We start from the raw sequence: 25630 nt of genomic DNA on the forward strand, positions 1-25630 counted from the left end.
CGCGAGGAGCAGGTGGGGGGCCCGTACCGGATGCTACGGCAGGAACGGGCCGGGCAGGGCCAAGACCCCGCAGATCGGCGGAAGACGCGCGGGCGGGTCCGGTGCCGCCCCGTCCGGCGGCTACCCGGGCCGGCCGCCGTACTCGGCATTCCGCTTCCGGGTCACCGCCGGCGCCGTCGACTGTGTGAGCAGCTCACGCGGATCGTCCGGCAGAACGACCGTGACTTCCGCATCCTCGCTGAAACGATACGGCCGATGCTGGAGGATTTCCCCCAGATACCGCCGGATCCTGGATATCTCCGCCCGTACGGTGACGGTTCTGGACGGATCGCCGAACAGGTCCTCGGCCAGCTCCGCCGCCCCGCGCCCGGCGCGGTGCTCGGCGAGCAGGAACAGCAATTCGGCATGGCGCGGACTCAGTTCCCGCGACCAGGAGACCGCCGACTCCTCGACCGTCACCGTGCGGCGCCCCGGCCGGGCGAGGTCCAGCACGACCCGGCGGACGGCACCGGCCCGCGGCTCGTCCTCCGCCCGCAGCAGCCAGCCCCCGGCCAGCGGCTCGACCGCGCACGAACCGACCGAGGGCAGCCACCGGCGGCCCGGCGCCAGCGACTTGGGCAGCGCCACCCGTCGTACGTACGGCATGCCGGTCACGGCCGCCGACCAGCCGTCCCGGTCCACCACCAGCGCCCGCCCGGCCAGCCGGGCCAGCACCGGCGCCGCCACCGCCCGCAGCCGCTCCAGGGAGGCCAGATGCAGCTCCCGCAGCCGGGCCTCGGCCAGCTTGGCCACCGAGTCCACCCAGGCCAGGGTGGCCGGGTGCATGGTCTCCAGCGGACCGCTGACATCCACCACCCCGAGCAGCCGGCCGTCCCGCGGATCGGTGATCGGCGCCCCCGTGCACGTCCAGGACGTCTGCGACCGTACGAAGTGCTCGCCGGCGAACACCTGGACCGGCCGCCGCACCACCGCCGGGGTGCCCACACCGTTGGTGCCGACGACGTCTTCCCGCCAGTCCGCGCCGAGTTCGAAGCCGAGCCCGTCGGCCTTGCGCAGGACCGCGGCCGCCCCCTCCCGCCACAGCACGCGCCCGTCGGCGTCCGCCACGACCATGATGTGCTGGGAGACGTCCGCGACCGAAAGCAGACCCTCCCGCAGGACCGGCAGGACGTGCCGCAGCGGCGACTCCTCCCGCCGGCGCCGCACCTCGTCGGACGGCAACAGCCGGGAGCGGACGTCGCGCTCCGGGTCGACGCCGCTGCGCAGCACCCGCCCCCACGACTGCTCGATCACCGGCCGGGGCGCGATCCGCGCACGTCGTCCGGCGAGCGCGGCCTCACGCACCTCGCTCAGCACCCGCGCCGCCTGTGCCGCGTCCACGGCGGCCAGGCGCGCCACGTTCATCGGCGGGTTCCCCACTGCGGTCCTCCCGGAAAAGGGCGTCGAACACACTTGTCAAGCCGTCCGGGCGGCGGGATCCGGTCCGGCTGCGCCCCTCATACTGCCGCTCCGGGCATGGCGGAGGCACAGACTCCGCGCACGTGCCCCCATAAGTTGCAACCCCCTGCAACCCTGGTGGACCGCCGGGGGGTGGCTGAGACTTGACCCAGTGGGGGGTGGTGCCGTGTCGGCGCAGCATCACCCCCTCCCTCCGGGAAGCCGGCCGGGTGCCTCCGCGGAGCCGGCCGGAAGTGCGGTCGACCGAGGGAGGTCAGGCCGGCCTTGCCCGGTCCACCACCGACTCCAGGTCCAGCCCCGCCGGCAGCGTGCCGAACGACGCTCCGTGATCGCCGCCCAGGCGGGAGGCGCAGAAGGCGTCGGCGACCTCCGGGGGCGCGTGCCGTACCAGGAGGGAGCCCTGGAGAGCGAGGGCGAGCCGTTCCACCAGACGTCGGGCCCGGCCCTCGATGCCGTCCAGGTCGGCGAGTTCGGTGAACAGGTCCTTCACCGCACGGTCCAGCCGGTGGTCGGCGCCGTGAGCCCGGCCGATCTCGGTGAGGCAGGCGTCCAGCGCACCCGGTTCCCGCTGCAGCGCCCGCAGCACGTCCAGCGCCTGTACGTTCCCGGCGCCCTCCCAGACGGAGTTCAGCGGCGACTCCCGCACCAGCCGGGGCAGGCCGGAGTCCTCCACGTATCCGTTGCCGCCCAGGCACTCGGCGGCCTCCACGGCCACCGGGGCACAGCGCTTGGTGATCCAGTACTTGGCGGCGGGCACCGCGAGCCGCAGGAACGCGCGCTCCTGCTCGCCCCCGTCGTCGTACGCGGCGGCCAGCCGCAGCGCGAGCGCGGTCGCCGCCTCGGACTCCAGCGCCAGGTCGGCGAGGACATTGCGCATCAGAGGCTTGTCGACCAGCTTCCCGCCGAACGCCTCCCGGTACGTGCAGTGGTGCACGGCCTGCGCCACCGCCTGCCGCATCAGGCCCGCCGAGCCGAGCGCGCAGTCCAGCCGGGTCGCGGTGACCATCCCGATGATCGTGCGCACCCCGCGCCCCTCCTCACCGACCCGGCGCGCCCAGGTGCCGTCGAACTCCACCTCGGCGGAGGCGTTCGAGCGGTTGCCCAGTTTGTCCTTCAGCCGCTGGATCAGGAAGGTGTTGCGGCCGCCGTCGGGCAGGACCCGCGGGACGAGGAAACAGGTGAGCCCGTCCGGCGCCTGCGCGAGCACCAGGAACGCGTCCGACATGGGCGCCGAGCAGAACCACTTGTGCCCGGTCAGCGCGTACGTCCCGGACTCCGCGAGGGGCCGGGCCCGGGTGGTGTTCGCGCGGACGTCGCTGCCGCCCTGCTTCTCGGTCATGCCCATCCCGAACAGCGCACCGGGCTTCTGACCGGCGGGCCGCAGCTCCCGGTCGTAGACCGTGGACGCCAGCCGGGGCTCCCACTCGGCGGCCAGCTCCGGGTCGGCGCGCAGCGCGGGCACGGCCGCGTGCGTCATCGACAGCGGGCAGCAGGTGCCCGCCTCGGCCTGCGTCCAGACCAGGAAGCCGGCCGCCCGGCGCACGTGCCCGGAGGGCCGGGTCCAGGCGCCGGTCAGGCCGGCCGAGACACCCTTGCCGAGCAGCCGGTGCCAGGCGGGGTGGAACTCGACCTCGTCGATCCGGTGGCCGTACCGGTCGTGGCTGCGCAGCCGGGGCGGGCAGTCGTTCGCCTGTACCGCCCACTCCTGCAGCTGCGCCGAGCCGGCGGCCCGGCCGAGCGCCGACAGCTCGCCGCGCACCTCGTCCAGGACGTCCGGACCGGTGTACCGGTCGACGGCCTCCACGAGGGCCCGGTCCGCGGTGAAGACGTCATAGCCGACCAGCGGGGGCGGCTGGTTCGTCACGGTGTGGGTGGAGGTGCCTGCCATGACTGCGAACCTACCCGGGACGGCGCCGATGATGGCAGTGACGGCCCGCGGAGCGGCACGGCGCGGCCGGCCCGGAGCGAAGGACCGTCGACCGCCCCCGGAAGGTGAGGGCGGGCCCGTGCGGCGGATACCGTTAGGACGTGCAGCCAGCAAGTGACATCCCCGAGCAGCCGGCCGGCCGGCTCCACAGGGCCAGAGCCCTCTACCGGAACGTATCCAAGCGCAGGACCGCCTGGCTGTTGCTCAAGGACACCGTCAACTCCTGCATGGAGTACCGCATCCTGGGCCTGGCGGCCGAGGCGGCGTTCTTCACGCTGCTGTCCGTGCCGCCGCTGCTGCTGAGCCTGATCGGACTGCTCGGGTACGTCGACGACTGGACCGGCGCCGACACCATCCACAGCCTGGAGACCAACCTGCTGGAGGCCTCCCGCACGGTCCTCTCCGACAAGGGCGTCAAGGAGATCGCCGAGCCGATCCTGGACGACGTGATGAAGGGCGGCCGGCCCGACGTCATCTCCATCGGCTTCCTGTTCGCCCTGTGGTCGGGCTCGCGCGCCGTGAACGTCTTCATCGACACCATCACCGTCATGTACGGCCTGGACGGCGTCCGGGGCATCGTCAAGACCCGGATCATGGCGTTCCTGCTGTTCATCGTGGCCCTGCTGATCGGCTCGGTGGCGCTGCCGCTGATGGTGGCGGGGCCGGACGCGGTGGTCCGGATCGTGCCCTGGTCGGAGACGGTCGTCCAGGTGCTGTACTGGCCGGTCGTGATCGTCCTGTCCATCGTCTTCCTGACCACGCTGTACCACGTGTCGGTGCCGGTCCGCTCGCCGTGGATCGAGGACGTGCCGGGCGCCCTGGTCGCCCTCGCCATGTGGGTGCTGGGCAGCTTCCTGCTGCGCATCTACCTCACGCACACCATCGAGGGCGCCACCATCTACGGCTCCCTCGCCGCCGCCGTCGCCGTGTTGCTGTGGATCGGTGTGTCCGCGTTCGCGGTGCTGGTCGGCGCGGCCGTGAACGCGGCCATCGACCGGGTCTGGCCCGCCGCGGCCACGGCCGCGGCGCGCGAGGCCAACGAGCGGGTGCGGCATGCGCAGGTCGCCGAGTACGTCGCGCGCGCCGCGGCGGTCCGCGCGGCCGACCCCGACGATCCCGACGACCCGGACATGCCCTCCGAGTTCCCCGAGCGCTGGTCCCGCTTCCTCCCCCCGGAGGACGTGACGGCCCGCCTGCGCACCCACGCGAAGAACCCCCACCACGCCCACAAGGGCGGCGGGGGGCACGGGGGGCATGGTGACCCTGGAGGCCACGGTGACCCTGGAGCCCACGGGGGCTACGGCGGCCAGGGGGGCCGTGGCGGCAGCGACAGCCCTTCCTGATCCCGGTGGTGTCCGGCTCCACCCGGCGGTCTTCGTCTCCACCCTTGGGCGCTTCGGTGCCGACCCTGAGGTGGAGAAGGCGGCCGTGCTTGTCCCCGGGATCTCCACCCTGCACTCCACCCCGGCGCCGATCCGTCGGTCACGGTGCCGCGCCTAGCGTGAGGGCACAGGCGTCACGGCTCCGAGACCGGGCAGGGAGGCAGCGGACATGGTGGAACCCACGGAACTGACGGGACCGACGGAATCTCCGGAACCGAGGGGGCACAGGCGGGGGCGGGGCACGGTGCGGGGGACGGCCGGGGAGATCGAGCCCGCCGAGCCGCCGGAGCCTCCCGGGCCCCCGGAGCCCCGGGAGCCGCCTGAGCCGGAGCCTCCCGGTCCGCCCAGGCCCGGGCCATCCAAGCCGTCCGGAGCGGCCCGCGGTGCCCTGCTGTCCCTCGCCGTGGACATCCTCCTGCCGCTCCTCGTCTACTACGCGGCCCGGGCGCTCGGTGCCGGCCCGGCGCCCGCCCTGCTGCTGAGCGGGGCGCCGCCGGCCCTGCGCCTGGTGGCCGCGGCGGTGCGGCACCGCCGCGTCGACGGGGTGGACCTGTTCCTGACGGTCCTGCTGGCCACCGCGGCGCTGGTGTCCCTGATCGGCGGCGGCCCCCGGGTCCTGCTGTTCAAGAACGCCGCACTGTCCCTCGCGGTCGGCGGCTGGGCGCTCGCCACCGCGTTCACCGGCAGACCACTCGCGTTCCAGCTGGGACAACGACTGCACCGGGCAAGCGCGGTCCGTGCACGGGCGGTGTTCTGGCGGGACAGCGCCCCCTTCCGTCACGGCCTGCGTGTCCTCACCCTGCTCTGGGCGGCCGAGCAGCTCCTGGACGGCGCCCTGAGCACGCTCGCCGCGGCCATGCTGCCGACGGACACGGTGCCGCTGTTCGACCGCGTCCTGTCCCTCCTCCTGCTGGGCCTGACCGCCGGGGCCACCGCGGTCTACGCCCGCCGCTTCCGCACACGGCACGCCCTCCCCCTGTTCGGAGCCCCGGCAACGGCCCGGGCAACGGCCCCGGCACCGGCATCAGCCCCGGAGAGGGCCCCCTGCGCCGGCCCCGTCCCGGCACCCTCGTCGTCCGTGGTGCGCCGGCCGGGCTGACCGTCCGGGCCGCACTCGGGCACCGCCGGCGACGTACGCTGAGGCCGGTCCCGGCGCGTCGTACGGTCATGCGGTCACCGTAGGCGGCGGCCGGTCAGCCGGTCGTGAAGGAATCGGACACCGGGAACACCCGCGGCGGCCACCGGCCGGGTACGGGGCGTGCGGTGCGGCGGTCCGGGCCGGGAGGCCCCGAGGCGCTCGACGAGCACGAAGGTGACGCTGATCAGCAGGGACCAGGCGGCGAACTTGGTCAGCGGCACCGGTTGCCAGCCGCCGAGCTGCTGCGGGTAGCTCCAGGCGCCCGCATAGGTCGCGGCGTTCTCGGCGACCCACAGGAAGAAACCGATCAGGACGAAGGAGACGGCGAGCGGCATGCGGTAGCGGTGGGCGCCCACGCTGAACCCCACCCAGGTCCCGGCGGTCGCGGCGGTCATCGCCACCGCGAGCGGCCAGCGCAGGTCCGGTAGCCAGTGGTGGGTGAAGAAGTTGAGGTAGACGGCGGCGGCCACCAGGGTCGTGGCGGCGGCGCGGTAGCGGGTGTAGCGCAGTCGCATCAGCCGCCGGGCCCGGCAGACGTAACTGCCCACCGCGGCGTACATGAAGCCGCCGTACAGCGGCACCCCGGCGATCTTCGTGAGGGCGTCCTCCGGGTAACTCCACGATCCCAGGCGCACCTTGACCAGCTCGAACAGGAGGCCGAGCAGATGGCAGACGGCGATCACGGCGGTGTCCCGCCGGGTCTCCCAGCCGACCCGGCGGGCGACGAGGGTGAGCAGCACGCCGTAGACCAGCACCAGGTCGTAGCGCGCCACGGGCAGCGGGGGCAGCAGCCGGGAGGCGCCGATCCCGGCCAGCAGCGCCCCGGCGAAGGCGCAGGCGCGGACCTGGACCACGCCGAACCGGACCAGTTGGGCCAGGCCGTGCCGGAGCCCGCCCACGGCGGACCTCTCCTCGTCGCGCATGCCCCCTCCTCCGTGCCACAGCGAGGGGGCTGATACTAGGCGCGAAATTGAACGTGTTCAAACATGCGGGTGCGGTGCCGGCACGGCCGGGCCCGGGAGACCGCGCGGTGCGGGCGCGGCTCCCGGTACCGCGGCTCGGGGAGCTTGCCGCGTCATGGTCCTGGCGGCCTCGCGGGCGGCTCGGGCGAAGGCCTGTACCGCGCCGGTGCTGTGTCCGGCCCGCCACACCAGGCCGTAGCCGGTCGGCTCCGCGTCCGTGAAGGGAACGTAGGCGACACCGGGGCGGGCGTGGTACAGGGCCGTGTGCGCGGGAGTGAGCAACGCGCCCTTGCCGGCGGCGACCAGCATCAAGGCCTCCTGCATGTTGGTCATGCCGGGGCCGCGGGCGATCGGCCGGCCGCTGGGTGTGCGGGCGGGGGCGTGGTGCTCGAGCCAGTAGCCGGGAACGTTGCCGACGACCGTGAGCAGCGGTACGCCGGCCAGGTCCTCAAGGGACACCGAGGGGCGGGCGGCGAGCGGATGCACCGAGCCGATCGCGAGGACGCGTTCCTCCGTGAGCAGTGTGGGGCCCTCGTCGAGATCCGCCTCACGCACGGGGAGTTCGGCGATCTGGAGGTCGAACTCGCCCTTGCGCAGCTGCCCGTACGGATCGGCGAGCGGGACCTCGCAGATCTCCACGGCGAGCCCGGGGTGGCTGACGCGCAGCGCCTCGGTCGTCTTCATCACGATCTCGCCGGTCAGCGGGTTCGAGAAGCCGGCGTGCAGGACGGTGTCGACGCCGCGCGCGGTGGCGGCGGCCCGTGCCAGGGCGGCTTCGATCGCGCGGTGGTGCGGTTCCAGGTCGGCGCGCAGCTGCCGGCCGAGCGAGGAGAGGGCGACGCGGCGGCTGGTCCGGATGAACAGCGGGGCGCCGACGCGGCGTTCGAGGCGCTGCACGAGCTGGCTCACCCGGGCCCGTGACAGCCTCATGCGCTCGGCCGTCCGCCCGAAGTGCAGCTCCTCGGCGAGCAGGAGGAAGCACTCCAGTTCATCGCGTTCCATCGACGCCCCCGGGTCCGTCGGATCGGTAAGCCTGGTTGAACGAACGTCGCGATCTTCGCCGTTGTTCCTCCTCCGTGCCGGGTCGAAGGTGGTCGGGCCGACAACATCCCTGAAAATTCGAGGAACCGACATGAGTTCACGGAAAACGGCGGCCGCTCTGAGCGCACGTGACTGGGGGGTCCTGCTCGTCCTGTGCGGCGCGATCTTCCTTGAGGGCATCGATGTGGCCATGCTCAATGTGGCCCTGCCGTCCATCCGGGCCGACCTCGGTCTGTCCACCGGCTCCCTGCAGTGGGTCATGAGCGCGTACGTCCTCGGCTACGGCGGCTTCATGCTGGTGGGCGGACGCGCCGCCGACCTCTTCGGGCGCCGCCGGATGTTCGTCCTCTGGCTCTCGGTCTTCCTGCTCTTCTCCGGACTGGGCGGATTCGCCACGGAGGGCTGGACGCTGATCGTCGCCCGGTTCGTGACCGGAGTCGCCGCCGCCTTCATGGCCCCGGCCGGACTCTCCCTCATCACCACCAGCTTCGAGGAGGGCCCGCGGCGCACCAAGGCCCTGCTCCTCTACTCCGGCACCGCGGCCGGCGGGTTCTCGGTCGGGCTGGTCGTCGGCGGGCTGCTCGCCTCGGCCGGCTGGCGCTGGGTGTTCTTCGCACCGGTCGTGCTCGCCGCGCTGATCCTCCTCGCGGCGCTCGCCCTCGTGCCCAGGACGCCGCGTCCCGACCGCACCGGCCGGAGCGTCGACCTGGCCGGCGGCCTCACCATCACCGCGGCCGTGATCCTGCTCGTCCTCGGCGTGGAGCGCGCCGGCCACACGAGCCCGCTGTGGACCCTCGGCACACTCGGTGCGGGCCTCGTGCTCCTCGCCGCGTTCATCGCCACGGAGCGCCGCTCGGCCTCCCCGCTGGTCCGGCTCGGCATCTTCCGCAGCGGCGCCCTGGTCCGCGCCAATCTCGTCGGACTGCTCTTCGCGGCGGGCTTCTTCGGCTTCCAGTTCCTGGTCGTCCTCTACCTCCAGGAGCTGCGCGACTGGTCGACACTGCAGACCAGCTTCGCGATGATCGTCATCGGTGTCGACGCGATCCTGTCCCCGGTCCTCACCCCGAAGCTGGTGGACCGCTTCGGCAACGCCCGGGTGATCTTCGCCGGACTGCTTCTGGCCTCGCTGTCGTACGCCCTGTTCCTGCCGCTCGGGGCCGACTGGACCTACCTGGCGATGCTTCCCGGCCTGCTCACCCTCGGCATCGCCTTCTCCCTCGCCTACGGCCCCCTCACCATCGTCGCGACCGAGGGTGTCCGGGAGGAGGAGCAGGGCCTGGCCGGCGGACTGCTCTACACCTCTTTCCAGTTCGGTGCCGCGATCGGCCTCTCCACGGCCACCGCCGTCAACGTGTCGGCCACCGCGTCGTCGTCACCGGCCGCGCTGCTCCACGGGTACAGGGCGGCCCTGTGGGTCCCCCTCGCCGCGGCCCTGCTCGCCGCGCTGATCGGTGCCTTCGGACTGCGCGGCCGGCCGGCGGTCACGGTGGCCGCGTCGGGTGCCCCCGCCGACCGGACCGCCGACGAACTCCCCGCCGCCCGCTGATCCCTCGCCGGCGAGGTGGTGCACGGCCCACCAGGTGACTGCGTGTCCCCGGTCCCAGGTGCACCCCGCCTGGTGCCGGGGTGACCCCGGTCCGTCGGGCGAAGTCCGCGACCGTGGCGCCCAAGTCGGGCGGGGCCAGGGCGAGATGGTCCGGCAGCGGCGGAACGGCGTTCCTCGCCGAGGAGTCGGGGGATCGGGGCCGCGGCGGGAACGGCCGTGCGGCACCATGGGCACATGATCCGTACCGCACGCGCCCTGCCGCTGCTCCTCCTCCCCGTACTGCTCACGGCGTGCGGCACCGAGAAGGCGGCCACCGGCGACGCCCGGGACCCGGCGGCGGCCACCCCCCGGCAGTCCCCGCCGGCCACCCTCGGGCGGTCCGAGGCGGACGCGCGGCTGCGTGCGCTGGGCATCGCGCCGGAACTGGTCTACGTCACGGACGTACCGGGTTTCACGCTCGCGCAGCAGTCGGTCGGGGTGAACGGGGACGACGGTTTCTCCGCCGCGTACTGGGCGGGGGACGGTGCCGTGCTCCACCTCTACGCCGAGCGGGGCAGCGCCACCGACTGCCCCGAGGGCTACGCCTGCCTGGCGCCGGCGAAGGGCCAGGTGGTGCGGGTCTACGGCGAGAAGCTCGGGCCCGGTGTGCTCCGCAGGGCCGCGGCCGCCGTCCACCGCCCCACACCGGCGGAACTCGCCGCACTGCTGCCGCCGGCCCCCACGGCCACGGCCCCGGTGCGGCGCGGAGACCTTCCGTCGTACGGCGACGGAGCGCCCGACAACCATGTGGGTGAAGGAGGTTGACCGGCCCCGGCCGCCGGTGGCCGGGCACGTCCGCCGGACGGGCCCGCGTCCGCCCGGAGTCCCGTGGCACGCCTCCTCGGCTCCTCGTGTACACCCGTACCGCCGACTACCGTCACGACTCCCTCCCGGACGCCGTCGCCGCCGTCCGGGCGCTCGGCCGGTTCGCCGTCGAGCACACGGAGGACCCCGCGGACCTCGAACGGCCCCTGGACGGGTTCGCGGCCGTGGTCTTCCTCTCCACCAGCGGCGACGTGCTGACCCCGGCAGGACGCGCGCGGCTGGAGCGGTACGTCGGCTCGGGCGGCGGCTTCGCCGGGGTCCACGCGGCGGCCTGCACCGAGTACGGGTGGCCGTACTACGGCGAACTCCTCGGCGCCCGCTTCACCCGGCACCCGGCCTGCCGGCGCGGCCGGATCCTGGTCGCGGACCCCGGCCATCCCGCCACCCGGCAGCTGCCGGCCGAGTGGCGGTTCACCGACGAGTGGTACGACTTCGACCGCGTCCCGGGCGGCGGGGCCCGGGTGCTGCTGCGCGCCGACGAGACGTCGTACGAAGGCGGCGGGATGGGCGCCGACCATCCGCTGGCCTGGTGCCGTGAGCAGGGCCCCGCGGCCGGGCGCGTCTTCTACACCGCCCTGGGCCACCGCGCCGACGCCTACCGCGACCCGGTCTTCCTGGCCCACCTGGACGGCGGGCTCGCCTGGGCGGGACGGCTCGCCGAGTGACGTTTCTGCGGTGAACCGGTTCCGCCATTGGAGTGAGTAAAGCTGGCGTAGGCGGATGGTCACGTGACTATCTAGAGATGCTCTTGTCTTGGCAAAGGGCGTCGGACGCGGCGGCCACCCCGTTCGCCCGCGTCACCCACCCACAGGAGGAGCCGGACCTTGACTTACGGGAAGAAGCTGCGCGAGCGCATCGCCGGGCCCGGGACCACACCGCTGATCGGCGTGTACGACATGTACTCCGCGTCGATCGCGGCCAAGCACTACGACGGGATGTTCGTCTCGGGCTTCGGGTTCGCGGCCTCGTACTACGGACTGCCGGACATCGGATTCATCGCCTGGCCCGACATGGTGGCCTTCGTCCAGCGGCTGCGGGGCGCGTTCCCGCACCACCACCTGCTGGTCGACATCGACGACGGGTACGTCGACCCGGAGGTCGCCTGTCACGTCGTCGAGGGGCTCGAACGCATCGGCGCCTCCGGAGTGATCCTGGAGGACCAGAAGCGGCCCCGCCGCTGCGGCCACGCCGACGGCAAGCAGGTGCTGCCGCTGGAGGAGTATCTGGAGAAGCTGCACAAGGTACTGGAAACCCGCAAGGACCTGGTCGTCGTCGCCCGCACGGACGCCACCGACGAGCACGACATCCTGCACCGCGCCGAACGGCTGGCGGCCACCGACGCCGACGTGGTCCTGGTCGACGGAGTGCGCAGCGTCGACTGGATCAAGCGGATCCGCGAGGTCGTCGGGGACAAACCGCTGCTGTTCAACCAGATCGCCGGCGGCAAGTCGCCCCGCCTGTCCCTCGGCGAGCTGTCCGACCTCGGCGTGGACGTCGCCATCTACAGCACCCCGTGCCTGTTCGCCGCGCACGAGGCGATGGACTCCGCGCTCTCGGACCTGAAGGCCGCCGACGGCCGGCTGCCGGAGGTGGATCCCGCGAGCGGGGTCGGCGTGAAGGCCTCCACCACCCTGCTGGAGCGCAACATCGCCCGCGACCGGCTCACCCCCGAGGGCGTGGGCGTGTGACCCGCGCGTTACCCCGGCTCGGCGTGGCCACGGCGGTCGCCGCCGCGCTCCTCGGGGCCGGCGCCGTACCCGCCGTCGCCTCGGGAGGCCTGATCACCGTGATCGACAACTCGCGGACCGGCACCGACAATTCGGAGACGGACTCGATCCTGGAGGTCGACCGCACGGCCAACGCGCAGACCGGCAGCGGCACCGCCGGCAGCGACCACGACGGCAGTGCCGTGGACGTGGTGGAGGCCCTCGTCGGCGCCGACCGGGGCGAGGAGGACTGAGCGGCAACGCGACAGCCGAGCGGCCGGGCACCCCGTGCGGGAGGTGCCCGGCCGTCCGCGTGCGGGCGGGAACCTCCCGGGACTCAGTCCTCGGTGTGGTCGGGGCGGCCGTTCTCGTCCAGCTCGACGTCCTCCTTCGGGTCGTGCTCGTCGGCGGGCGAGGCCACGGTGGCGCGGTGCGGACCGGGGGCGAGGACGCGGCCCGCGGCATGTGCCGTGCCGTAGGCGGTGACCAGGGCGACTGCGGCCGCGGCCAGGGCCGCGGCGGTACGCGTGGTGTGGTTCATGCCCGGCGAACGACCTCCGCGGGGGCGGGGTCACCGCCGGGCGCCCGAACCGGCCGTCGACGTCACGCGGTCGGCCGCCCGGCCGCCCGGCCGGCACTCAGGCGCGGGCCGGACGGCACGCCGGGGGCCGGGCCGTGCTGGCGCGCTGCACCAGCCGGGTCGACAGCTCCGTCCGGGTGCCCTCGGGGCGCTCGCCGTGCATCATGCGTACCAGCAGCCGGAGCGCCGTCGCCGCCATCTCCGCGAGCGGCTGGCGGACGGTGGTCAGCGCCGGGGCCACCCAGCGGGCCTCGGGCAGATCGTCGAAGCCCACCACGCTCATCGCGTCCGGCACCCGCACCCCCCGTTCCGCCAGCGCCGCGTACACGCCGAGCGCCATCCGGTCCGAGCACACGAACACCGCGGTCGGCGGCTCGGGCAGGTCCAGCAGTTCGTGCGTGCGCAGCCGTGCGGTGGTCTCGTCACCGCCCGCGTGCCGGACGTACTCGGCGCGGTGCCGCACACCCGCGGCGGCGAGCGCCGAGCGGTAGCCGGCCACCCGGGCGCCGTCGGCCATCGCACGCCGGTGCCCGGCGATCACCGCGATCCGCTCGTGGCCGAGCCCCAGCAGATGCTCGGCCGCGCTCACCCCGCCCTGCCAGTTGGCCGCCCCGACGGAGACCACCCCGGCCGGCGGCTCGTGCGCCGGGTCGATGAGCACGTACGGGACGCGGTGGTGGTCCAGCCACGCGTACTGCGCGGCCGACAGCTCCGCCAGGTCGAACAGCACCCCCGAGGACCCGCGCGCGGTCAGCTTGTCCAGCCAGCCCCGCTCCGGCCCGGCGTCCCGGGTCCGGGTCGGCCCGGCCGAGACCACCATCTCCAGGCCGGCCTCGTAGGCGGCAGCCTCCGCCCCGTGCAGCACCGCGCCGGACCAGGAACTGTCCAGCGAGTGCAGCACCAGGTCGATCAGGCCCGGCGCCTTCGACGCGTCGAAGCGGGGGCGGCGCACATAGCCGAGCCGGTCGAGGGCCTCGGTCACCCGGCGGCGGGTCTCCGGTGCGACGTCCTCCCGGCCGTTGACCACCTTCGACGCGGTGGGCACCGACACGCCCGCCTCCCGGGCCACCACCGCCAGCGTCGGCCCGGCCGCCACGCTCGCACTCCCCGCACGGACCATAGGGAACCACCTCTCCGGCCCGCCCGTGGGCCACCGAAAGTCGCGACCAACGCTGCTTCCGCGGCCTGCTCACCGACCGTGCAGAAAGCGCTTCCTACGATAGGTGCGCGTCAACACGGCGGGAAGACACCGGAATTCGCGGGATGGCGGCGCCGGTACTTTCGAAACCCCGAACAGCGGGGCCCGGGGTGTCGGGCCGGGGGAGTGGTCGGCGGGGGAGCCCCAGGGAGCCGGCGTCAGGCGACCCGGGCCAGATCCGCGTGCCGCACCTCGTGCCGCAGCGGCAGCCCCTCGGCCAGCCGCTCCAGCTCCTCCACCACGATGGCACCCAGCCGCTCGAGTTCAATGCCGAGCGAGCCCGCGATGTGCGGGGTGAGGAAGACGTTGGGCAGCCGGTACAGCGGGGAACCGGCGGGCAGCGGCTCGGGTTCGGTGACGTCGAGCACCGCGCACAGGCGTCCCGAGACCAACTCGTCGGTCAGCGCCTCCTGGTCGACCAGCGCACCGCGCGCGGTGTTGATCAGCACACCCCCGTCCCGGACGAGGGCGAGCCGGGCGCGGTCGAGCATGTGGTGCGTCTCGGGAATGTCGGGGGCGTGCAGGGTGACGATGTCGCTGCGCCGCAGCAGCTCGTCCAACGGCAGTGGTTCCGCACCCAGCGCGGCGGCCTCGGCGGGGCTCACGTAGGGGTCGTGCAGCAGCACCGTGAGGTCGAACGGCCGGAGCAGCTCCAGGAGCCGGCGGCCCACGCGGGAGGCGCCGACGACCCCGACGCGGCGGCCGAGGTTGCCGGTGGCCGCGGTCTCGGCGGGGGTCGGCCGGGTGTGGGTGCGACGGTAGCGCTCGCGGTGACCGAAGGCGTCCTTGCCGGCGAGCAGGATCATCGCCAGCGTGTACTCCGCCACCGGCAGGGCGTTGCCGGTGACCGCGCTGGACACGGTGACACCGTGTTTCCACAGGGCCTCGCCGACCAGGGAGCGGACCGAACCCGCGGCGTGCAGGACGGCCCGCAGCCCGGGAGCCGCGGCCAGGACGCCGCCGTCCAGGGGCGGGCAGCCCCAGCCGGTGATCAGCACCTCGGCCGCGGCCAGGGCGCCGGCCGCCGCCGGATCCGTGAAGTCCCGCACGACGAGCGCCGGGTCGATGTCGGCCGTCCGCCTCAGCCGGTCCACGAGCGGTGGGGGGAAGAGCAGCGGGAGGTGTACCGGATCCATCGCGAACACGGCCCGCGGCGGCTGAGGGCTGGGCATGGCTCTCCTGACGAACGGCGTGGACACTGCGGCAGAAAGCGCCTTCTACCGTAGGTCCGCCCAGAACAACGGGTCAATCAACGGGCGGCGGGGGCGTGGTAGCGGGCCCTGAGCAGGGCTCCGGCACCGTAGCGGTCCGGGCCCCGCCCATCCGGGGCGACGCCGACCGGCTCCTCGCCGCCGGGACCACGGCCGGCAGTCCGCCCACGCCGCCGGACGCGTGCGCGGGTACGCCGGCTTCGGCCCGGCCGCGTTCCGGCAGCTGATGACCGACGTCGTCCACCCGCTCAAGTGAGGCGGGCGTCGTTGCCACGGCTCCGCCCGCGGCGGATGCGGCCGGCCGGGCTCCGGTGCCCCGGTGTACGCCGAACAGCCCACAGCCGGGGCTCTGCACCGGAATACCTCCGGCCGGTGTGGTGCTCTGAAGGAACACTGCACGCGCGGCGAAGGGCTGGTGGGCGATGACGGCAGACCAGACGGGCCCCGTGGTCAGAACGCCCCACGGAGCCGTACGCGGCCGGTACGAGCGGGGTGTCGCGGTCTTCCGCGGCATCCCGTACGCCGCCCCGCCCTTCGGCCCCCGCCGGTTCCGCCCGCCCCGGCCGCCCGAGCCCTGGGACGGGGTGCGGGACGCCGGCGCGTTCGGGCCGACCGCGCCGAAACCGCCGTACTCCGAGGCCTTCGCCCCGTACCTGTCCGACCCGGTGATCCCCGGCGACGACTGCCTCAACCTCAACGTCTGGACCCCCGAGCCGGGACCGGGCGCCCGGCTCCCGGTGCTGGTCTGGCTGCACGGCGGCGCGCTGACCAGGGGCTCCTCGGCCGTACCGGTGTACGACGGCAGCACGTTCGCACGCGACGGCGTCGTCTGCGTCTCGGTCAACTACCGCCTGGGGATCGAGGGCTACGGACTGTTCCCGGACGCGCCCCCGAACCCCGGCCTGCGCGACCAGCTCGCCGCCCTGTGCTGGGTGCACGAGACCATCGAGGCGTTCGGCGGCGACCCCGGCCGGATCACCCTGTGCGGCCAGTCGGCCGGTGCCATCAGCGCCGGCGCCCTGCTCGCCGCGCCCCGGACGCAGGGCCTGGTCCGGCGGGCGGTGCTGCAGAGCGGCCCGCCGGAGGTCCTCGACCGCGAGAAGGTACGGCGGATGGTGCGCCGGATGGCCACCCGGCTCCGGATCCCCGCCACCGCCGAGGCGTTCGCCGCCGTCGACCGCGAACTGCTGCTGCGCACCCAGGCCGAGGCCGGCCGGCTCAGCAGTCCGGTACTGGGCGGACCCGCGTTCGGCATCGTCGTCGACGGCGACCTCGTGCCCGGCGACCCGTTGAAGGCGCTGACAGAGGGCGCCGCCGCCCGGGACGTCGAGCTGCTCATGGGCTGGACCCGGGACGAGTACCGGCTGTGGCTGGTGCCGGGCGGGCTGCTGGAGCGCGTCGACCGGCTGGGCGCGGTCGCCCTGGCCGGCGCCATGGCCCGCTGCCACGCCGGCCACGAGATACCGCGCGGCTACCGTGCGCTGCACCCCGACGCCGGGACCGCCGAGATCGTCGGCCAGATGGTCACCGACCACCTGCTGCGGGTGCCGCTGCACCGGCTCGCCGACGCCCGCCCGGGCTCGTCCTACCTGTACGAGTTCGCCTGGCCGTCCCGCCTTCCCGGGCTGGGTGCCTGCCACGCCCTGGAGCTGGGGTTCGTCTTCGACACCGGGGGCGTGCCCGAGTCGAAGCGGCTGGCCGGCGAGGGCGCACCGCAGGAGCTGTGCGACGCGATGCACGGCGCCTGGGTGCGGTTCGCGACGACCGGGGACCCCGGCTGGGCGGCCTGGGACGCCACCCATCCGGTGCGGGTCTTCGGCGACGGCGTCCCGCACACCGCGTACGGCCCGCGGGACGCCGAGGTCGCCCTGTGGTCGGCCGCGCCCCCGCTCCCGGAACGCCCGCGGCCTTCCGTGCCACGGGCCCCCGGCGCCGAACTCGCCGCCGCGATGCGCCGGCTGCGCCGCTCGGTGGGCACCACGCTGCGCCGCTGAGCCGCCCCGCGCCGGCACGTCACCGTCGGCCCGGCCGCCCCCGGCGCACACGACCGACCCGTTCCCGGCACGCACCCGGCTCGTGCCCTGCCCGTACGGGCTCGGCCGGCCGCACCGGCCTGGCTCGCGCTCTCCTCGTACCGGCCCGGTTCACGCCCTGCTCGTACGGGCTCGGCTGGCGCACCGGCCTGGCTGGCGCTCTCCTCGTACCGGCCCGGTTCACGCCCTGCTCGTACGGGGCTGGCTGGCGCTCTCGTACCGGCCCGGTTCACGCCCTGCCCGTACGGGGCTCGCTGGCACCCCTCGACCGGCCCGCCCCGCACCCCCGGGCCCGGGTGTACGGGGCGGTCCTACCGGGCACACCCCGCCGCGGCGCCCGCGACACCGTCGGCGCGCGTACCCGGGTCCGCGCCACCGCGCCCCGGGCGGTGCCGTGTGCCGCTCAGGCCGTGGCCAGCGACCCCGCGATCGCGCCGATCGCCTCCGGGCCCACCCGGCAGCAGCCCCCGATCAGCCGTGCCCCCGCCGTGCGCCACGCCTCCACCTGTTCGGCGCCGAACGTCCCGCGCCCGCGCCAGGCCCGCGCACCGGCGTCCCAGGCCTCCCCGCTGTTGGGGTAGACCACGACCGGCTTGCCGGTGACGCGCGCCGCGATCTCCACCGCGCCCGGCACGTCCTCCGGCGCACAGCAGTTGACGCCGACCGCGACCACCTCGTCCGCGTCGGCGGCGAGACCGAACGCCTCCTCCAGGGGCTGTCCGGCCCTCGTCCGCAGGCCCTCGACGGTGTACGACAGCCAGGCCGGTACCCCGAGCCCGCGCACCGCCCGCAGCAGCGCGGCGGCCTCGTCGGTGTCCGGGACGGTCTCCAGGGCCAGCACGTCCGGCGCGGCGGCGGCCAGCACCTCCATCCGGGGCCGGTGGAACCGCTCCAGCTCGGCCACGCTCAGCCCGTAGCGGCCCCGGTACTCGGAGCCGTCCGCGAGCATCGCCCCGTACGGCCCGACCGAGGCGGCGACCCACAGCGGGCGCGAGACTCCCGCCGCGTGCGCCTGCCGGGCCGCGTCCCTGGCCAGGTCCACGCTCAGCCCGAGCAGCCGCGCGGCCTCGTCCCGGCCGATGCCGCGCTTGCCGAAGCCCTCGAAGGTGGCCTGGTAGCTGGAGGTGATCGCCACGCCGGCGCCGGCGAGGTAGTAGGCGAGGTGGGCCTCGGTGACCGCTTGCGGCCGCTCGGCGAGCAGCCGCGCCGACCACAGCTCGTCGCTCAGGTCGTGCCCGGCCGACTCCAGCTGGTTGGACATGCCGCCGTCGAGCACGACCGTCCCGGTGGCGAGGGCGTCGGCGAGGGTGGGGGAGATGTCGCTGGTCATGTCACGACGCTAGTCCAAGCACGACGGGAACGGGCTCCGGTGTCCAGCAGGTGAACAGCTCCGATGGTCCGCCTGACCTGCGCAAACCGGGGGCGGGTGAGCGAGTGTGTCCAGTTCGTGAACAGATCGCCCAGCATGTGGACGCCCGCGTTACGATCACCGCCTCCCCGCTCCCCTCCCGCTACGGAACCCCCATGACCGCCCCCAGCTCCACCGAGCCCCCGCAGCCCGCACGGCCTGCGCAGCCCCCGCAGTCCGCACAGCCCCCGCAGCCCGCCGAGGCCGCCGTCCCGGCGCCCCGGCGCCGCGGCTTCGGCCTGGCCGCCGCCACCGCCCTGGTGATGGGCAACATCATCGGCGGCGGCATCTTCGCGCTGCCCGCCGCCGTGGCCCCCTACGGCACGGTCAGCCTCCTCGCCTTCGCCGTCCTGTCCGTCGCCGCCGTCCTGCTGGCCGTGCTGTTCGGGCAGCTGGCCCGGCGCAGCCCCGTCACCGGCGGCCTGTACGTCTACCCCCGGGACGCCTTCGGCCCGTTCGCGGGATTCCTGTCGGCGTGGTCGTACTGGACGATGTGCTGGGTCAGCATCGCCGCCCTCGCGGTCGCCGTCGTCGGATACGCCGACGTCCTCGTCCCCCTGCACGGCAACCGCCTCCTGGAAGGCCTGGCCGCGCTCCTCGCGCTGTGGCTGCCGGCCGCCGCGAACTTCGCCGGCACCCGCGTCGTCGGCGTGGTCCAGATCGTCAGCACCGTCCTGAAGTTCGTGCCGCTCCTCCTCATCGCCACCGTCGGCCTGTTCTTCGTCCGCGCCGACAACTTCGGCCCGTTCAACGCCACCGGGGACAGCGTCCCGGGTGCCGTCGCCGCCTCCGCCGCCCTGCTCCTCTACAGCTTCCTCGGGGTCGAGTCGGCGGCCGTCAGCGCGGGTGAGGTGGCCGACCCCGAGCGCACCGTGGGCCGCGCGAGCGTCCTCGGCACGCTGGGCTCGGCGCTGGTCTACCTGCTCGGCACGGTCGCCGTCTTCGGTCTCGTCCCGCACGACCGGCTCGCCGGGTCCGGCGCGCCGTTCGCCGACGCGGTGGACGCGATCACCGGGGGCCACCGGGGAGGCACGGTCATCGCCCTGGTCGCCGTCGTCTCCGTCACCGGCTGCCTCAACGGCTGGATCCTCATGGCCGCGCAGACGTCCTACGCCGTCGCCCGCGACGGACTCTTCCCGGCGCCGTTCGCGAAGAAGGGCAGGGGCGGGGTGCCGGGCTTCGGGGTGTGGGCCTGCGCCGTCCTCGGCACGGTGCTCATCGCCCTGAACTACACGGCGGGCCCGGACGCCACCTTCCGTGTCCTCGTGCTCATCACCACCTTCACCGGCTGCGTGCCCTATCTCCTGTCCGCCGCGGCCCAGTTGTACTGGCTCGCCCGGGGCTCGCGGGCCCGGGTCCGTCCGGCCGGCCTGGCCCGTGACCTCACCGTCGCCGCGCTCTCCTTCGCCTTCTCCTTCTGGCTGATCGCGGGCGCCGGTTACGCGGCCGTCTACCAGGGCGTGCTGTTCCTCTTCGCGGGGATCCCGGTGTACGTGTGGCTGCGGGGCCGTCAGGAGCCGGCCGGAACCGCGGGCTGACAGTTCCCGCCCGACCCATTGACCCTCTCGTGGCCCACCCTTACCTTTTCGGCGTTCGGGATCACAAATGCCGTTCGTCATGTCGAACGCACGATCTGTCGAAGGTACCGCTGTCCCCCCACCGAGAGGCAGTCCGCATGAGCCGCGACCACGACCTCCCCCAAGCCCCCAGCCGCAGACTGATGCTGAAGGGCGCCGCAGCCGCCGGCGCCCTGGCGGCCACCTCCGCGACCCCCGCGCTCGCGTCCCCGTCCCCGTCCCTGTCCGCGTCCGTGTCCGGCAAGGCGGCCCCCTACGGGAACCCCCTCGTCCTCCAGCGTGCCGACCCGCACATCACCCGCCACACGGACGGCCACTACTACTTCACGGCGACCGTCCCCGAGTACGACCGCATCGTCCTGCGCCGCGCCCGCACCCTGAACGGGCTGTCCACGGCCGCCGAGTCGGTGATCTGGCGGGCGCACGCGACCGGCCCGATGGGTGCGCACATCTGGGCGCCCGAGCTGCACCGGATCGGCGGCAAGTGGTACATCTACTTCGCCTCGGCCCCCGCCGAGGACGTGTGGGCCATCCGCATCTGGGTGCTGGAGAACTCCCACGCCGACCCCTTCCGGGGCACGTGGGTGGAGCGGGGGCAGATCAGGACCGCCTGGGAGACCTTCTCCCTCGACGCCACCACCTTCAAGCACCGCGGCACCCGCTACCTGGTCTGGGCCCAGCACGAGCCCGGCATGGACAACAACACCGCGCTGTGGATCTCGGAGATGGCCGACCCGTGGACGCTGACCGGCCCCCAGGTCCGGCTGTCCACACCCGAGTACGACTGGGAGTGCGTCGGCTACAAGGTCAACGAGGGCCCGTACGTCCTCCAGCGCAACGGCCGGGTGTTCCTCACCTACTCGGCCAGCGCCACCGACTGGCACTACTGCGTGGGCCTGCTGACCGCCGACGCCCACGGCGACCTGCTGGACGCGCGGAGCTGGAGCAAGTCGCCCGTCCCGGTCTTCACCAGCAACGACACCACGAAGCAGTACGGCCCCGGCCACAACTGCTTCACCGTCGCCGAGGACGGCCGTACCGACGTCCTCGTCTACCACGCCCGCCCGTACAAGGAGATCACCGGCGACCCGCTGCACGACCCCAACCGGCACACCCGGATCCAGAAGCTCGGCTGGAAGCCGGACGGCACCCCGGACTTCGGCGTCCCCGTCGCCGACACCGTGAAGGAGGGGGCGTGAGATGAGACGCGCGTACGCGACCCTGCTCGCCCTGTGCTGCGCCCTGGCCGCCGCCCTGGCGACGGCCGGACCGGCCAGGGCGGCACCGCAGACGATCGCCAACGGCACGCAGTTCACCGACGCGTCGGGGAACCCGGTGCACGCCCACGGCGGCGGGGTCGTCAAGGTCGGCGGCTACTACTACTGGTTCGGCGAGGACCGGGGGAGCGACAACACCTTCCGGTCCGTGGACGCCTACCGCTCCACCGACCTGAGGACCTGGGAGTTCCGCGCCCGCGTCCTCACCCGGTCCTCCGCCCCCGAACTGGCCACCGCCTACATAGAACGCCCCAAGGTCGTCTACAACGCGGCCACCGGCAAGTTCGTCATGTGGATGCACAAGGAGAACGGCACCGACTACAGCGAGGCGCGCGCCGCCGTCGCCGTCTCCGACACGGTCGACGGCACCTACACCTACAAGGGCAGCTTCCGCCCGCTCGGCCAGTACATGTCCCGCGACCTGACCACGTACGTCGACACCGACGGCACCGCCTACCTGGTCTCGGCCGCCAACGAGAACTACGACCTGCACATCTACCGGCTCACGGCCGACTACACGGGTATCGCCGCACTGGTCGCCAACCCCTGGCCCGGCGGTCACCGCGAGGCGCCCGCCCTGTTCAAGCGGGGCGGCGTGTACTTCATGCTGACGTCGGGCGCCACCGGCTGGACCCCCAACCAGCAGCAGTACGCCACCGCCACCTCCCTCGCCGGCCCCTGGACCTCCTGGACCGACGTCGGCGACTCCACCGCCTACGGCTCCCAGACCGCCTACGTCCTTGCCGTGCAGGGGAGTTCGGGCACCTCCTACCTGTACCTGGGCGACCGCTGGGGCAACTCCTTCGGCGGCACGGTCAACGACTCCCGGTACGTCTGGCTGCCGCTGACCTTCCCGACCTCCACCTCGACGAGCATGTCCTGGTCCCCCGAGATCACCGTCGACACCGCCGCCGGGACGGTCACCGGCACGAGTGCCGCCTACAACACGCTGGTCGCCCGGCACAGCGCCAAGTGCGCCGACGTACCGGGCCAGTCACTGTGGCAGGGCGTCGCCGTCAAGCAGTACACCTGCAACGGCGGAGCCAACCAGAAGTGGTGGTTCAAGGACCTCGGCAACGGCTACCGGGCGCTGGTGGGCCGGGGCAGTTCCCTGTGCCTCCAGGAGAATGCGGGTGACGTCACCCAGGAGAACTGCACCGGCGCCACCGGCCAGCAGTGGTCGGTCACCGCCTCCGGCTCGTACGTCACCGTCAGGTCCCGCGCGAGCGGGGAGTGCCTGGACGTCTCCGGCGGGTCCACCGCCGACTCGGCCGCGCTCATCACCCACACCTGCAACGGGGGCACCAACCAGCAGTGGACGCGCGGCACCTGACGTCGTCAGACGAGCAGGTCGATGGCGTCGATCGCGGTGCCCGCGCTGAGGTAGCCCGTCGTCCCCGAACCGCTCACCACGTCGATCCTCAGCACGTTGTACTGGCTGGTGTCCGTGCGCCAGGCACTGGCCGGGACGCTGTAGGTGAAGGTGTGGTTGTTGCCCCGGTACGAGCCCACCGTCAGGGAACGGGTACCCGGCTGGGCGGGCGGGGAGGGGATCGCCGAGGTCCAGGTGTCGTTGACCGTGATCCGCGGCCGGCCGCCTGCGTAGGCCGTCGTCACGCCGATCCTCAGGGTGTGTGCGGCGGCGGCCTGCGCGGCGGTGAGCCGGAAGTGGACGAGCAGGCCGCTGTTGACGTCCTTCCACAGGTAGCAGGGGAAGGCGGACGTCTCCGTGCCGCTGCCGATCACCACGTTGCCGGTCCAGGACGCGGCCCGGACGTCGGAGGGATGGGCGTACGTCATCAGGTCGGCGTTCTTGAACCCGGCCGGGGTGCCGTTCCAGGCGCCGATCCGCCAGATCGCGCTCGCGTTGTCCGGGTCGTTCGACGCGGGGACGGTGATCGTGTTGAGGGTGGTCGTCGCGCCGGCCGGGACCGTCACCGAGCCGGTGTACACGGCGAGTTCGCCCTTGTACACGGTCAGCGTGTACGTCCCCGGCAGTACGCGCGGGATCGAGAAGTACCCGTCCGAGGCGCGGGCCGGACCCCAGTACTGGGCCGCGGAGTTGGCGAGACCCACCGTGTACGGGTACGCCGCGTTGCGCCCCGCGATGCCGACGCCGGCGACCCGGCCCCGGCCGCTGTCCGGCACGTATCCGGACATGCCGAGCGAGTCGGCCCACGGGGTGGTGAGCGTGCCGTGGTACAGGGCGGAGGAGGGCGCCCCGCCGTCCGTGAGCGCGATGACGTACGGCCCCTGGAGGCCGTACCGCTCGGCCTCGGTCTGGTTCTCGCCGTAGTAGAGGATCTCGTACAGCCCGCCGCCGTCGGCGCTCCGGTGGCGCAGCAGCGAGCGGTAGAAGGGGCCGCCGGACGCCTTCTCGTGGTTGCTGCGGACGATCCACAGGCCGACGCCGCCGCCGGACCAGCCGATGTAGTCGTAGTCGACGGCCCGGCGCCCCGAGTAGTGCTTGGAGCGGGTCTGCCCGTCGGACTTCGCGAAGACGTCCGAGGCCTCGATGGTGCTGGTGGTGTAGGTGTAGGAGTCCGGCTCGTCGTTGGGGAAGAGGCCCGCCCTGACGCGCAGGATGTAGCGGGTGGCGCTGACCGAGGAGTCGGCCTTGTGGGTCCACAGGTAGACGTTGTTCTCGCCGCTGCGGGCCGCGTAGTAGTGGCGCAGCGTGCCGTGCGCGACGGAGACCAGGATCGTCGCGCCGGACTGCTTGATGCCGACCGTGGAGGTGCCGAGGCCGGACTCGATGTGCGAGTTCTTGCCGCCGTAGCCCTGGTACTCGGTGCCCTTGTAGACCAGGGAGGTCAGGTCGCCGTCGGCCTTGCCCACCTTGAACACCAGGCCGGCGCCGGTGTCGACCACGTAGTTCGCGCCGTCGTCGCTCCAGCCGAAGCCGGCGGCGGACGCGGCGCCGGCGAGCGGGCCGGCGAGGGCGGCCGAACCGGCGGCGGCAGCGGCACCGACGACGAAGGCGCGGCGGCTGACCGCGCTGTCGGGGGATCCGGGCATGGGGGTGCCTCCTTCGGGAGGTCCGGGTTGCGGGTGTGCGGGTGTGCGGGTGTGCGGGTGTGCGGGTGTGAGGCAGAGTGGCAGCCGAATCGACTTTGCGAAAGGGCTTTCGCGGCCGGGGGGTCGGGAATTGCCTGAATTTACACCCAGGGCTAGAAAGCGCTTGTCCGGAGCGGTACGGTCTCGGGTCGGCCGAGGTTCGGCCGACGGAGGAGCCGCTCATGAGACGCGTCACAGCCGCCCTGCTGGTGCCGGCCGCCCTGGGCGCCGCCCTGACCGCGACACCCGCCCAGGCCCGCACGGGCCGCCCGCTCGGCATCGAGCACTGCACGGCCGGCGCCTGTCACTTCGACGTACCGCCGGGCACCTACGACGTCACGGTCCGGCTCGGCGGCGCGACGGCGTCCAGCACCCGCGTCACCGGCGAGACCCGGCGCTCGCTCCTGCCGGAGACGGCCGTACCGGCCGGCGAGCACGTCACCCGCAGCTTCACCGTCGACGTCCGCACCCCCGAGGGCGAACCGACCGGCCCCGACGGAACCCCCGGCCTGGACCTGGCACTCGGCGGCTCCGCGCCCGCCCTCGCCGGCATCAGGGTCACCCCCGCCTCGCACACCCGCCGGATCGTCCTCATCGGCGACTCCACCGTCTGCGACCAGCCCGCCGACCCCTACTCCGGCTGGGGCCAGCAGCTCCCGCAGTACCTCCGCAAGGGCCTGTCCGTCGCCAACCACGCCGACTCCGGCGAAAGCACCGTCACCTACCTGCGGGACCCGCGGCTGTGGGCCACCGTCCAGTCCCGGATCCGGCCCGGCGACCTCGCCCTCGTCCAGCTCGCCCACAACGACAAGACGACCGACGGTGCGACCTACCGCGCCAACCTGGAGACACTGGTCGCGGGCATCCGCGAGAAGGGCGGCGAGCCGGTGCTCGTCACCCCGGTCGTCCGCCGCTGGTTCAACGCCGACGGCACCCTGAACAACCCCACCGCCCTGCTGGTCAACGGCCTCGGCGTCGACCACCCGGCCGTCATCCGCGCGCTCGCCGCCGCCGAGGACGTCCCGCTGGTCGATCTCACGGCGAAGACCAAGGCGCTGGTGGAGTCCCTCGGACCGGAGGGCTCCAAGGCCCTCTACCTCTCCGACGAGAAGCGCGACAACACGCACACCTCCGCGCACGGCGCCACCGTCTACGCGGGCCTCGTCCGCGACGAACTCCTCGCCCTGCGTCTGGTGCCCGAGGGCGCCGTGCGGGTGGGATGAAGCCCTGGGGCGCTCCGACCGGAACCGGGGCGTCCCAGGCCC

The 25630-nt window shown here is 73.7% G+C and carries 21 protein-coding genes and 1 pseudogene; 12 read left to right on the forward strand and 10 right to left on the reverse strand.

Translation table 11 applies throughout. From position 1 onward, the window contains the following. Positions 1 to 120: 120 nt before the first annotated feature. Positions 121 to 1404, reverse strand: coding sequence for a GAF domain-containing protein (locus IEZ20_RS16265; RefSeq protein ID WP_373303933.1), 1284 nt, complete (start codon positions 1402 to 1404; stop codon positions 121 to 123). 307 nt (positions 1405 to 1711) lie between these two features. Beyond that, positions 1712 to 3346: an acyl-CoA dehydrogenase family protein gene (locus tag IEZ20_RS16270; protein WP_189299005.1), complete on the reverse strand. Its 1635-nt coding sequence runs from the start codon at positions 3344 to 3346 to the stop codon at positions 1712 to 1714. Between the two features lie 140 nt (positions 3347 to 3486). Between IEZ20_RS16270 and IEZ20_RS16275 the strand changes: the two genes are divergently transcribed. After that, positions 3487 to 4728, forward strand: a complete 1242-nt coding sequence (locus IEZ20_RS16275; RefSeq protein WP_229896092.1) for a YihY/virulence factor BrkB family protein — start codon at positions 3487 to 3489, stop codon at positions 4726 to 4728. A 208-nt stretch (positions 4729 to 4936) separates the two neighbouring features. Next, positions 4937 to 5866 (forward strand): VC0807 family protein, encoded by a 930-nt coding sequence (locus IEZ20_RS16280; protein ID WP_308434668.1) that lies wholly within the window; start codon positions 4937 to 4939, stop codon positions 5864 to 5866. Positions 5867 to 5940: 74 nt separating this feature from the next. Here the strand turns inward: IEZ20_RS16280 and IEZ20_RS16285 are convergent, their stop codons facing one another. Beyond that, positions 5941 to 6828 (reverse strand): DUF817 domain-containing protein, encoded by an 888-nt coding sequence (locus IEZ20_RS16285; protein WP_229896094.1) that lies wholly within the window; start codon positions 6826 to 6828, stop codon positions 5941 to 5943. Between the two features lie 57 nt (positions 6829 to 6885). Continuing rightward, positions 6886 to 7869, reverse strand: coding sequence for a LysR family transcriptional regulator (locus IEZ20_RS16290; protein ID WP_189299007.1), 984 nt, complete (start codon positions 7867 to 7869; stop codon positions 6886 to 6888). Positions 7870 to 7999: 130 nt separating this feature from the next. Here IEZ20_RS16290 and IEZ20_RS16295 point away from each other — a divergent pair, with 130 nt between their 5' ends. Beyond that, positions 8000 to 9454: an MFS transporter gene (locus IEZ20_RS16295; RefSeq protein WP_189299009.1), complete on the forward strand. Its 1455-nt coding sequence runs from the start codon at positions 8000 to 8002 to the stop codon at positions 9452 to 9454. A gap of 28 nt (positions 9455 to 9482) precedes the next feature. Here IEZ20_RS16295 and IEZ20_RS16300 read toward each other — a convergent pair. Beyond that, positions 9483 to 9611: pseudogene (locus tag IEZ20_RS16300) on the reverse strand (VOC family protein); the annotation flags it as partial. A gap of 77 nt (positions 9612 to 9688) precedes the next feature. Between IEZ20_RS16300 and IEZ20_RS16305 the strand changes: the two are divergent. The 4 genes from IEZ20_RS16305 to IEZ20_RS16320 all read left to right on the forward strand — a co-directional run bounded on the left by IEZ20_RS16305 (position 9689) and on the right by IEZ20_RS16320 (position 12278). Continuing rightward, on the forward strand, positions 9689 to 10258 hold the full coding sequence (locus tag IEZ20_RS16305) for a membrane lipoprotein (protein WP_189299011.1): 570 nt from the start codon (positions 9689 to 9691) through the stop codon (positions 10256 to 10258). 86 nt (positions 10259 to 10344) lie between these two features. Further along, entirely contained in the window at positions 10345 to 10983 is a 639-nt protein-coding gene (locus IEZ20_RS16310) for a ThuA domain-containing protein (protein ID WP_229896095.1), read from the forward strand. 159 nt (positions 10984 to 11142) lie between these two features. Further along, positions 11143 to 12006, forward strand: coding sequence for an isocitrate lyase/PEP mutase family protein (locus IEZ20_RS16315; protein ID WP_189299015.1), 864 nt, complete (start codon positions 11143 to 11145; stop codon positions 12004 to 12006). Further along, positions 12003 to 12278, forward strand: coding sequence for a hypothetical protein (locus IEZ20_RS16320; protein WP_229896096.1), 276 nt, complete (start codon positions 12003 to 12005; stop codon positions 12276 to 12278). The genes IEZ20_RS16315 and IEZ20_RS16320 overlap by 4 nt, the downstream gene beginning before the upstream one ends. 83 nt (positions 12279 to 12361) lie before the next feature. Here the strand turns inward: IEZ20_RS16320 and IEZ20_RS16325 are convergent, their stop codons facing one another. The 3 genes from IEZ20_RS16325 to IEZ20_RS16335 form a co-directional block, all read right to left on the reverse strand. Continuing rightward, a complete protein-coding gene (locus IEZ20_RS16325) occupies positions 12362 to 12565 on the reverse strand; it encodes a hypothetical protein (protein ID WP_189299017.1) in 204 nt (67 codons plus the stop codon). Positions 12566 to 12662: 97 nt separating this feature from the next. Beyond that, entirely contained in the window at positions 12663 to 13724 is a 1062-nt protein-coding gene (locus IEZ20_RS16330; protein WP_189299019.1) for a LacI family DNA-binding transcriptional regulator, read from the reverse strand. 236 nt (positions 13725 to 13960) lie between these two features. Further along, the gene (locus tag IEZ20_RS16335; RefSeq protein WP_189299021.1) at positions 13961 to 14974 is read right to left on the reverse strand and encodes a hydroxyacid dehydrogenase; all 1014 of its coding nucleotides are present in this window, start codon (positions 14972 to 14974) and stop codon (positions 13961 to 13963) included. Positions 14975 to 15435: 461 nt separating this feature from the next. Here IEZ20_RS16335 and IEZ20_RS16340 point away from each other — a divergent pair, with 461 nt between their 5' ends. Next, on the forward strand, positions 15436 to 17007 hold the full coding sequence (locus IEZ20_RS16340) for a carboxylesterase/lipase family protein (RefSeq protein ID WP_189299023.1): 1572 nt from the start codon (positions 15436 to 15438) through the stop codon (positions 17005 to 17007). Between the two features lie 442 nt (positions 17008 to 17449). On the opposite strand, the gene mmuM is transcribed toward IEZ20_RS16340, so the two are convergent. After that, positions 17450 to 18376, reverse strand: coding sequence for a homocysteine S-methyltransferase (gene mmuM / locus IEZ20_RS16345; RefSeq protein ID WP_189299024.1), 927 nt, complete (start codon positions 18374 to 18376; stop codon positions 17450 to 17452). Between the two features lie 194 nt (positions 18377 to 18570). Between mmuM and IEZ20_RS16350 the strand changes: the two genes are divergently transcribed. The 3 genes from IEZ20_RS16350 (at position 18571) to IEZ20_RS16360 (ending at position 22641) form a co-directional block, all read left to right on the forward strand. Then, positions 18571 to 19992 (forward strand): amino acid permease, encoded by a 1422-nt coding sequence (locus IEZ20_RS16350; protein WP_189299026.1) that lies wholly within the window; start codon positions 18571 to 18573, stop codon positions 19990 to 19992. Positions 19993 to 20129: 137 nt separating this feature from the next. Next, a complete protein-coding gene (locus IEZ20_RS16355; protein ID WP_189299028.1) occupies positions 20130 to 21230 on the forward strand; it encodes a glycoside hydrolase family 43 protein in 1101 nt (366 codons plus the stop codon). 1 nt (position 21231) lies between these two features. Then, entirely contained in the window at positions 21232 to 22641 is a 1410-nt protein-coding gene (locus IEZ20_RS16360) for an RICIN domain-containing protein (protein ID WP_189299030.1), read from the forward strand. Between the two features lie 5 nt (positions 22642 to 22646). Here IEZ20_RS16360 and IEZ20_RS16365 read toward each other — a convergent pair whose 3' ends face one another. Then, positions 22647 to 24326, reverse strand: a complete 1680-nt coding sequence (locus IEZ20_RS16365) for a rhamnogalacturonan lyase B N-terminal domain-containing protein (RefSeq protein ID WP_189299032.1) — start codon at positions 24324 to 24326, stop codon at positions 22647 to 22649. A gap of 221 nt (positions 24327 to 24547) precedes the next feature. Here IEZ20_RS16365 and IEZ20_RS16370 point away from each other — a divergent pair, with 221 nt between their 5' ends. Further along, positions 24548 to 25588: a rhamnogalacturonan acetylesterase gene (locus IEZ20_RS16370; RefSeq protein ID WP_189299034.1), complete on the forward strand. Its 1041-nt coding sequence runs from the start codon at positions 24548 to 24550 to the stop codon at positions 25586 to 25588. The last annotated feature ends 42 nt before the right edge of the window (positions 25589 to 25630 follow it).

The sequence above is a fragment of the Streptomyces cinerochromogenes genome, from assembly GCF_014648635.1.
Classification (GTDB): domain Bacteria; phylum Actinomycetota; class Actinomycetes; order Streptomycetales; family Streptomycetaceae; genus Streptomyces; species Streptomyces cinerochromogenes.

Coding starts and splice junctions, on each gene's coding strand:
- IEZ20_RS16265 (WP_373303933.1), bottom strand. CDS start 1,404: ATGAACGTGGCGCGCCTGGCCGCCGTGGACGCGGCACAGGCGGCGCGG.
- IEZ20_RS16270 (WP_189299005.1), bottom strand. CDS start 3,346: ATGGCAGGCACCTCCACCCACACCGTGACGAACCAGCCGCCCCCGCTG.
- IEZ20_RS16280 (WP_308434668.1), top strand. CDS start 4,937: ATGGTGGAACCCACGGAACTGACGGGACCGACGGAATCTCCGGAACCG.
- IEZ20_RS16285 (WP_229896094.1), bottom strand. CDS start 6,828: ATGCGCGACGAGGAGAGGTCCGCCGTGGGCGGGCTCCGGCACGGCCTG.
- IEZ20_RS16290 (WP_189299007.1), bottom strand. CDS start 7,869: ATGGAACGCGATGAACTGGAGTGCTTCCTCCTGCTCGCCGAGGAGCTG.
- IEZ20_RS16295 (WP_189299009.1), top strand. CDS start 8,000: ATGAGTTCACGGAAAACGGCGGCCGCTCTGAGCGCACGTGACTGGGGG.
- IEZ20_RS16305 (WP_189299011.1), top strand. CDS start 9,689: ATGATCCGTACCGCACGCGCCCTGCCGCTGCTCCTCCTCCCCGTACTG.
- IEZ20_RS16325 (WP_189299017.1), bottom strand. CDS start 12,565: ATGAACCACACCACGCGTACCGCCGCGGCCCTGGCCGCGGCCGCAGTC.
- IEZ20_RS16330 (WP_189299019.1), bottom strand. CDS start 13,724: ATGGTCCGTGCGGGGAGTGCGAGCGTGGCGGCCGGGCCGACGCTGGCG.
- IEZ20_RS16335 (WP_189299021.1), bottom strand. CDS start 14,974: ATGCCCAGCCCTCAGCCGCCGCGGGCCGTGTTCGCGATGGATCCGGTA.
- IEZ20_RS16340 (WP_189299023.1), top strand. CDS start 15,436: ATGACGGCAGACCAGACGGGCCCCGTGGTCAGAACGCCCCACGGAGCC.
- mmuM (WP_189299024.1), bottom strand. CDS start 18,376: ATGACCAGCGACATCTCCCCCACCCTCGCCGACGCCCTCGCCACCGGG.
- IEZ20_RS16350 (WP_189299026.1), top strand. CDS start 18,571: ATGACCGCCCCCAGCTCCACCGAGCCCCCGCAGCCCGCACGGCCTGCG.
- IEZ20_RS16355 (WP_189299028.1), top strand. CDS start 20,130: ATGAGCCGCGACCACGACCTCCCCCAAGCCCCCAGCCGCAGACTGATG.
- IEZ20_RS16360 (WP_189299030.1), top strand. CDS start 21,232: ATGAGACGCGCGTACGCGACCCTGCTCGCCCTGTGCTGCGCCCTGGCC.
- IEZ20_RS16365 (WP_189299032.1), bottom strand. CDS start 24,326: ATGCCCGGATCCCCCGACAGCGCGGTCAGCCGCCGCGCCTTCGTCGTC.
- IEZ20_RS16370 (WP_189299034.1), top strand. CDS start 24,548: ATGAGACGCGTCACAGCCGCCCTGCTGGTGCCGGCCGCCCTGGGCGCC.